The sequence below is a fragment of the Paenibacillus sp. 01L418 genome, from assembly GCF_056400045.1.
In genome coordinates, this window is record NZ_JBFTSN010000270.1 from 1 (window position 1) to 8,904 (window position 8,904).

Genomic DNA, 8,904 nt, shown 5'->3' on the forward strand with positions numbered 1-8,904 from the left:
TCATGACAGTTATCGGCGGTCCTTTTCTCATCTTTTTGCTGCGAAGGAGCGAACGCGTCCATGGACATTAATGAAATAAGATTTTCATATGACAAAAAAACTTTCCATTTGAACGGAATAACCAGCCGTATCGCGGAAGGTCGGATTACGACGATCATTGGTCCAAATGGCTGCGGCAAGTCAACTCTGCTTGGTGTAATGGCGAAAAATCTTCGGCCAAGCGAAGGTGAGGTGCTGCTGAATGGGAAGAAGCTCGCACAATTTAAGCCGAAGGAGCTTGGCAAGAAGCTGGCCGTGGTGCATCAGCAGCAGGAAGCACCTGCAGATTTGACTGTAGAGAAATTGGTTCGCTTCGGTAGATTGCCGCATCGGGGGCGGTGGGGACAAGAGAGCGAATTAGATGATGAAGCCGTGGATTGGGCGCTTAGCTGCACGAATCTGCTGAACAAGCGAAAGCAAAGTCTAGCTCATTTATCTGGCGGCGAACGACAGAGAGCTTGGATCGCAATGGCGCTGGCACAGCAAACCTCGCTGTTATTTTTGGATGAGCCAACGACGTATTTGGATATCTATCATCAAATCGAAATATTAGAGTTAGTAAAGACGCTGAACCGCAAGCATGGAATTACGATAGTAATGGTCCTGCATGATATGAATCAGGCCATTCGATACAGCGACCATATTATTGTGATGAAATTAGGATGCATCGTAGGAGAAGGTGCGCCTGAGACAGTCGTGACAGCGGAAACGATTAAGCAAACGTATGGCGTTGATGTTGTGATAAGAAATGACGGAGATACCGGACTATATATGGTTCCATTAGGAATTTAAGCGTGTGTATAGTACTTCTTATTTTCATGAAAGAGAGCATTAAGTGCATATGTGTTCTTACAGAGCAAAAAGTAACAATAGTAGGTGTCTGTAAGAACCAATAGGTTCTTACAGAGCATGGGTGCAGCCGGGTTACTCACAAAAGAGTGCATTAAGCGCATATGTGTTCTTACAGAGCAAAAAGTAACATTCATAAGTGTCTGTAAGAACCAATAGGTTCTTACAGAGCCCAAGTGAAGGGTGGTTGCCCGCGAAAGAGAGCATTAAGCGCATATGTGTTCTTACAGAGCAAAAAGTAACATTCATAATGTCTGTAAGAACCAATAGGTTCTTACAGAGCCCAAGTGAAGGGTGGTTACTCGCTAAAGAGTGCATTAAGCGCATATATGTTCTTACAGAGCAAAAAGTAACATTCATAAGTGTCTGTAAGAACCAATAGGTTCTTACAGAGCTCGAGTGAAGGGTGGTTACTCACAAAAGAGTGCATTAAGCGCATATGTGTTCTTACAGAGCAAAAAGTAACATTCATAATGTCTGTAAGAACCAATAGGTTCTTACAGAGCTCGAGTGCAGCCGGGTTACTCACAAAAGAGAGCATTAAGCGCATATGTGTTCTTACAGAGCAAAAAGTAACATTCATAAGTGTCTGTAAGAACCAATAGGTTCTTACAGAGCTCGAGTGCAGCCGGGTTACTCACAAAAGAGTGCATTAAGCGCATATGTGTTCTTACAGAGCAAAAAGTAACATTCATAAGTGTCTGTAAGAATCAATAGGTTCTTACAGAGCTCGAGTGCAGCCGGGTTACTCACAAAAGAGTGCATTAAGCGCATATGTGTTCTTACAGATCAAAAAGTAACATTCGTATTACACCCCGTAAAGCTGACGATATACCGTAGGTGTCATCCCCTCATGGGCCATAAATCTTTTGTTGAAGTAGCTGACGCTAGGATAGCCGGCATCACTAGCAATTTGTCCGATATTAACATCCTTGCGCTCCAGAAGCCATTGCTTCGCCATTTGAAGCCGGCAGCGTGTAATAAAGTCCATCGGTGTCATCTCCATCACATTTCGGAACAATTTGCAAAAATAGTAGGGGCTAACTCCTGCTTTTTCAGCCCATTGCTCGAGTATGAACGGCTCAGCCGCTTCCTGCTGCATTAAAGGGAGCAGCTTTAAGATGCGGTTGCCGGACGTACTAGCTTTGCTGCCGGATATCGGCACAGCTTGCTCGATGAACACGGCGAGTATGGCATACATGAGAGCAGAAAGCTTGGTCGGATGCAGCATGCGAGACTTTTCTGCCTCGACGAGCAAATCCTCATGCACCTGTTCCCAAGCGGTTGGCTGACGGATTGTCCAGAGCTGGCTTTTGTGAAAACCTCGTTCGATCATATAGTCTTGAAGCCCACTCCCATAAAAATGAACCCATCTTATATCCCACGGATCATCCTTGCTGCTATAGTAATGCTGTCTCTGCAAAGGAAAATACAGAACAGCTTCACCAGCCTCAAGGGTGTGCACCTCGCCATCCCATTCCACATAACCTTTCCCAGAAACGACGTAATGAATATTAAAGTTATTGAGCGCTCCCGCCATACGAAGCGTGTAATGATCAGGCTCATTCCAGTAATTCCCGACAGATTCAGGTAAACAGAAAAAAGGATTAYTTGGCAGCGTAAGCAGATGTATTTGTCTTTGTATGTTGCTCACCTCAATGACAATATTGTTTTAACTTATAACAAAATAATATCATTTTATTTTTTGGTTATCTACTTTAAACTAGAGGCAAGCACAATGAAATCGTTTGATACTAATTTGTACCTCACGATTTAGGTGCAGCGCTCTGAACTGATGGTGTAGCTAGTTTCAGCTTGTAATCGCAATATAATAATAAAATAATGKTTGAGGTGACGATGGAGTGACGACGAAGAAACTAAAATGGGGCATCATGGGCTGCGCTGGAATTGCGAAAGGCGCAGTAATACCTGGCCTTCATCTTTCGGAATTAAATGAGGTAGCGGCTATTGCTAGCCGTGACGTGGACAAGGCAAAGAAGACGGCAGAAGAGCTGAATATCCCGACTGCTTACGGCAGTTATGAAGAATTGCTTGCGGATGCTTCTATTGACGTTATATACATTCCACTCCCAAATCATTTGCATAGAGAGTGGACGATCCGGGCTGCTGAAGCAGGAAAACATATTTTGTGCGAGAAGCCGCTTGCTTTGACTGCACAAGAAGCAGCTGAAATGTCTGAAGCTGCTGCGAAAGCAGGCGTGTTATTGTCCGAAGCTTTTATGTATCGCTATCACCCTCGATACGACATGATCAAGAAAGTGATCGCAGATGGGGAAATTGGCGACATTCGCGGCATTCGCAGCGCGTTTACCTTCAACAATGCAGGACACAAAGAAAACGTGAGATACCGCAAGGAGTGGGGAGGCGGCTCGATTTACGATGTAGGCTGTTATCCAATTAATGCTGCTCGCTTGCTGCTTGGCAAAGAACCTGAAGCCGTTACCGTTCAGGCTTTGTTCTCACCAGAGCATGATCATGTCGATATGATGGCCTCTGGATTAATCGAGTTTGAAGGTGCGGTTTCACTGACGTTTGATTGCGGCATGTGGGCAGCATTCCGCAACCCGCTTGAGGTGCTAGGTACAGAGGGTATTATCGAAGTGCCTTCCGCATTTGTGACTGGCGCGCCGGGCAGCGGTAATTTCTTCGTCGATGCAAAAGGAGAGCGCCGTGAAGTTGAGGTGCCGCATGTAAACGCCTACACTTTGCAGRCCGATCATATGGCAAATGCCATTAACGGTGTATCAGAGCTTCAGTTCGGCAGCGCTGATGGGGTTAACAACATGAAAGTAATCGATGCTTGCCTGCTTTCTGCTCATGAGCATACACGAATTAAAATATAACGAACCCATAATTAAGGAGGCAAAACAACGATGGAATATATTCAAATTGAAGGTTCACCCAAGCAGGTATCTCGCTTAATGAAGGGGTCGGATTATTTCTATAACGATTCCTACGAGAAAGCAGCAACTAATCTGGACGCTTTTCTAGCAATTGGAGGCAATTCAATTGACACAGCCCATATTTATTGCGGCGGGGAAAGCGAGGAAGTGATTGGCCGCTACATGCAGGAACGCGGCAATCGGGAGCAATTGGTTATTTTGACAAAGGGCGCACATCATGATCATACGGGTTCGCGTGTGAGCAAAGAGGCTATTGCTCATGATTTGGAGATTAGCTTAAAGCGTCTTCAGACCGACTATATCGACCTTTATGCACTGCATAGGGATGATCCGGCAGTACCAGCAGCAGAGGTTATCGATATTCTTAATGAGCATGTCAAAGCAGGAACTGTTCGAGCGATTGGCGTATCAAACTGGACATGGCAGCGTATTAAGGAAGCGAATGAATACGCAGCTGCAAATGGACTTGTCGGTTTTTCATTCAGCAGTCCGAACCTTAGCCTTGCGAAAGCTAATGAACCGTTCTGGCATGGCTGCGTATCTGCTGATGAGGAAACGTGCGCATGGCATGAGGAAGAGCAATTCCCGCTGCTTTCGTGGTCATCGCAGGCAAGAGGATTTTTCACAGGTAGATTTACTCCCGAAGTGAGAGATAATGAGGATCTTGTACGTGTGTTCTATAGCGATGAGAATTGGGAGCGTCTGGCACGTGCAAAGCAGCTGGCAGCTGAGAAAAACGTTACTGCTATCCAGATCGCGCTAGCATACGTGCTAAACCAACCGTTTCCGACTTGTGCCTTGATTGGCGCACAATCAGCGGAAGAGCTTCATTCCTGTGATGCAGGGTCGCTCATTTCGCTCACCAAGGAAGAGATGGATTGGCTTGATTTAGCCGTACAAAAGGTATAATGATCACTTCCTAATTAAATGGATGGAACCTTAAGGACAAAGCTACTCGTTAGGAGCGGCTTTGTCCTTTTTGTATGTTCGTGGGCTTACGCCATAACTTTTGCGAAACAAAGCAGCAAAATGATTGTAATTGTTAAAGCCGACATCAAGCGCAGCTTCGGTTGCCGAACGGCCCATATGCTCCATGAGAAGAGCCGCTTGCTGAAGCCGCAGATGATTCAGATGCTCGACCACGCTCGTTCCAGTCTCCTGCTTGAATAGATGGGATAGCCGCGAGAGAGATAAACCAACCGACCGAGCCAACTCTTCAATGCGTATCGGCTGCTCCATATGCTGTGATAAATACTGCAGGGCAAGCTCGATGCGAGGATCCAGTCGTTTATCTAGCTGCTGCGCTGTGAGCAATATCACTTGGCGCAGTGCATTCTCGCATAACATTTGCCAGAAGCTTGCCCGCTCTCTCGAATCACTCAATATATGATCGAAGGTGAGTTGTACTCTACTTCTCATATTGCCGTCTGGAATCGTGATGACGATGCTTTCATCCTTTGGCAAATAGTCGATTTCAGGTAGTTTCTGAAAATGTGCCCAATAAAAGTGCCAGCTGCTTCCCGCAATCGTCCCATACTCGTGGGGAATGCCAGCGCGCAGCAGCCCGATTTGTCCTTTGCGGCAGTGCCTCTCTCCAGCGGGTGTGCGTAAATAGCCTTCACCCTCTAAGGTATAAAAGATAAGCCAATCGCTTATTCCGTTTGGCCTGCGATAACGATAGGAGTCGGATTCATCAAATAGACCACTTAGAAACACACCGCCATGTGCTTCTGTTTCAGCTTCTTTTCTATGATTTGGAAGCATGCCAAACTCCTCCTTCATTTTCAAAATAGCATAATACAAGTAGTTTTCAGCAGTAATCATTCTTCCTTAAAAATAGCGAAACCACTATGATTATGTCAAGAACAATGATTAATTCAGTGAAGGAGCGTTATGCGATGACAGAAGCATTGATTGCACTAACAGAAGAGCAGGTTAATCAATTTCGTACTGAGGGCTACATTGTGATAAAAGGTCTTTTCTCTCAGGAAGACATTCGCATGATAGAGGATACTTTCGAGGAAATGAGTCATAAAGCAGTGCCGGGTTATTTTGAGCCAGATCTGACAGGAGAGACAGATGATCCGTTAAAGCGTTATCCGCGGGTCATGCATCCGCATCGCTTTAATGAGACGTCCAAAAAATATTTGCTCCATAAGCCGGTCATGGACGTATTAGCCGATCTTTATGGAGAAGAAGCGCTAGCAGCCCAAAGCATGTTTTATTACAAGCCGCCGGGCTCACGCGGTCAAGCGCTGCATCAGGATAATTTTTATTTGCAGGTGGAGCCAGGCAATTGTATCGCAGCTTGGACGGCGATCGATGCTGCAAATGAGGAGAACGGCAGCTTGCTTGTCGTTCCGAAGACGAGCGAGCATGAAATTAGCTGTCCTGAAATTGCGGATTCAACGGAATCGTTCACTTCCCATTTCGTTAAGCCGCCTAAGGATCACAAGGCGATGCCGGTAATTATGGATAAAGGCGACGTGCTATTTTTCAACGGGAACTTGATTCATGGATCATATAGAAACAAAACAAAGGATCAATTCCGCAGAGCCTTCATCTGCCATTATGCGAATGCATCAGCAACTCATATTAGCGATCATTATCGCCCTTTGTTTAGACAGGATGGAACTGCCGTTGATTTGGAAATTAATCCGGACGGAGGACCATGCGGAGTTGAATTTGATATGGCCTATCCGCATTAATTAATGATGAAAACAGAAAAAAAATTGTTGGTTGAGATGTCCTGGTGGGGTATGAGTGGATTGCAAGGAACAGCGGGGCATGCGCAAGATATGGAAGGGAAATTCAAGCTAATAGCAGAGAATGGTTTCGACGGCATTAACGCCTTTGTGCCGGCACCTGAGGAAAGCAGCTTATGGAAGGAGATGCTCCATAAATACAACATGTCATTTAGTGTAAATGCATATCCTTCTTCACTAAACGAGATGTCTCAGTTTTTGGAAAAAGCAGCAGCATTCGAAAACATCGGCTATATCAACGCACAGGTGATGACGCCTTTCCTCATTGGCGATTCCGCCATTGAACTGCTATCTGGAATTGATGCACTGTCGAGGCAGGCGGGCATCCCGGTTTATGTAGAGACGCACCGAGGTACGATCACACAGGATCTTATCCGAACACGGCAATATTTGCAGTCGCTGCCGGAACTGAGGCTTACGATTGACTATTCACATTATGTCGTAGCTGGTGAGCTTCATACGATTTCGGATGAGGCGGAGCAGATGCTGCAAAGCTTGCTGCCAAACACGCACAGTATTCATACCCGTATATCAAATGGCGAGCAAATACAGATCGACCCGGGGGAAGCTGGCAATCATCCGATGGTACCCCATTTCTCCAGATGGTGGGGCAGTGCAATGAGACACTGGCTTACTGGACAAAGAAAAGAGAATGATTCATTCCCTGTCGTCGTTGAGCTGGGTCCTCCATCGTATGCGATTACGTCAGATGAGGCTGGTTCTCGGCAAACGGAGATTAGTGACCGCTGGTCGCAGTCCCTTTATTTGAAGCAACTTGTGAGGCAGCTTTGGCAAAAGGAGATCCAATAATTGAAACCCCGATTTGAACCATTATGGTTCAAATCGGGGTTTATTTGTTTCTTTGTTTCACTCGTCATCCCCAATCACAGCAACGACTAATGAATTGGATAGAGCCTCGCCAGTGTAGCTTTGCCCRCTTACCTCATAGGAAAATTTCGCTTTGACATAACCTATAATTTCATCAGAAACGATTGCGTCAGTAACGATAGCAGAATAATTGATTTCAAGTGTTGCTCCGGGTAGTACATTCCCAAGCTGCCAAGTTTGATTGCCGTCATAATCAATGGGGTTTAGTCGAGTTCCACCTACACGGAACGTTTTTGGCAATAAATCCACGCCAAATGGAAACTCGCTTGTAAATGAAACGAAAGCTGGCAAGTTTCCATTATTCATAAGCGTTGAAACGATGGTTATTGTATCGCCATACTCCACAATAGGTGGAGTGATCTTTGCTGTAAGCTGAATGATAGGAGCAGCCACTTCTGTTATTGCAGCATTTGAGCTCGCGGAATTGCTAACTACTCTTCCGTCTGAGAGCCGAAAAGTGTAGACAACCGATGCAGTGTTCGTTAATGGTGCAACAGTGGCAAGGTGTAAAGGGATTTGGGCATCAAAGGTTATCATGTTTTGTGATTGCCCGAGCAGCGTACCGAGATTAATGCCATCTTCAATAAACACGCCTGGCATCGAATGGTTATTCAACTTCAGGCTATTTGGTATAAAGACAGCACCAGCAGACAAAACGTCATCCATCACGGCATCAACGGCTACATTACTGGCATTCTCAATGTAGATCGTGTAATGCAAGACATCACCTGGGGCAGCAACAAGCTGATCTACTTGCTTATTAACGCTGATCTCGGGCTGGATAAGGATAACGGCGACCTTATTTGAATGCGTATAATCCGGCGTGCTGGAAACTTGATAACGAACGTTTGCTTTGCTGATAGATATAGAGGCTGCATCCTCCGTCGTTTGCGCGCGATAGGTGATAACGATGGTTGATTGTGGTCTAATAGTGCCGAGCGGGATACCTGCATTCGGATCAGCGCTTGGTGAAATAACAGCATTGATTGTCACGCTGCCGGGCACAAAAAGGATGCCGAGAGGCAGATCGAAGGAAGCGACTGCCTCTCGGAGACTAAGATTGCCGTCATTAACAATCGAAAGTTCATAGGTCACATGTTCTGAGACAAAGGTTTGTTCGGTGCTTGCGCTAAGTCGAGCAGATAGCGATACCTCATTAACAGGTGTAACGAGCGTGTTCGAGTAGGTAATACTCGTGACAATTCGCCCTTCTGCTGTTCGAAATTCGGCATCTGCCTGCGCTTGGTTAACTATCTGAAGGCTGCTTGGAATGGAAACGACAATGAGTTGAAATATGATTTGAGCTTGCGTTTGCGGCATCATATTTCCAATTGTAATACCGTTGTTTGGGTTAGCGCCAGGCATGGGTGTACCATTCAATATTACGCTGTTCGCGACAAATGAAGTTCCTTCCGGCAGCTTGTCGGTAAGTGTGACGC

General features: G+C 45.7%; 8 protein-coding genes. 5 read left to right on the top strand and 3 right to left on the bottom strand.

Going from position 1 to position 8,904, the window contains the following annotated elements:
- The first annotated feature begins 60 nt into the window (after positions 1-60).
- Positions 61-831 carry an ABC transporter ATP-binding protein gene (locus tag AC1DSE_RS24320; RefSeq protein ID WP_477511060.1) on the top strand — a complete coding sequence of 257 codons (771 nt, stop codon included), beginning with the start codon at positions 61-63 and terminating at the stop codon, positions 829-831.
- Positions 832-1,696: 865 nt separating this feature from the next.
- Here the strand turns inward: AC1DSE_RS24320 and AC1DSE_RS24325 are convergent.
- Positions 1,697-2,533, bottom strand: a complete 837-nt coding sequence (locus AC1DSE_RS24325; protein ID WP_477528312.1) for a helix-turn-helix transcriptional regulator — start codon at positions 2,531-2,533, stop codon at positions 1,697-1,699.
- A 247-nt stretch (positions 2,534-2,780) separates the two neighbouring features.
- Between AC1DSE_RS24325 and AC1DSE_RS24330 the strand changes: the two genes are divergently transcribed.
- Both AC1DSE_RS24330 and AC1DSE_RS24335 read left to right on the top strand, forming a co-directional pair.
- Positions 2,781-3,752 (top strand): Gfo/Idh/MocA family protein, encoded by a 972-nt coding sequence (locus tag AC1DSE_RS24330; RefSeq protein WP_477528313.1) that lies wholly within the window; start codon positions 2,781-2,783, stop codon positions 3,750-3,752.
- A 30-nt stretch (positions 3,753-3,782) separates the two neighbouring features.
- Entirely contained in the window at positions 3,783-4,721 is a 939-nt protein-coding gene (locus AC1DSE_RS24335; protein ID WP_441881754.1) for an aldo/keto reductase, read from the top strand.
- Between the two features lie 42 nt (positions 4,722-4,763).
- Here AC1DSE_RS24335 and AC1DSE_RS24340 read toward each other — a convergent pair whose 3' ends face one another.
- Positions 4,764-5,576 (bottom strand): helix-turn-helix domain-containing protein, encoded by an 813-nt coding sequence (locus AC1DSE_RS24340; protein ID WP_477511059.1) that lies wholly within the window; start codon positions 5,574-5,576, stop codon positions 4,764-4,766.
- Positions 5,577-5,710: 134 nt separating this feature from the next.
- On the opposite strand from AC1DSE_RS24340, the gene AC1DSE_RS24345 reads away from it, so the two are divergent.
- Positions 5,711-6,520: a phytanoyl-CoA dioxygenase family protein gene (locus AC1DSE_RS24345; RefSeq protein WP_441881748.1), complete on the top strand. Its 810-nt coding sequence runs from the start codon at positions 5,711-5,713 to the stop codon at positions 6,518-6,520.
- 51 nt (positions 6,521-6,571) lie between these two features.
- Entirely contained in the window at positions 6,572-7,387 is an 816-nt protein-coding gene (locus AC1DSE_RS24350; RefSeq protein WP_477528310.1) for a sugar phosphate isomerase/epimerase family protein, read from the top strand.
- Positions 7,388-7,444: 57 nt separating this feature from the next.
- Here the strand turns inward: AC1DSE_RS24350 and AC1DSE_RS24355 are convergent.
- The coding region (locus AC1DSE_RS24355; RefSeq protein ID WP_477528311.1) for a COG1361 family protein at positions 7,445-8,904 on the bottom strand (1,460 nt) is incomplete at its 5' end.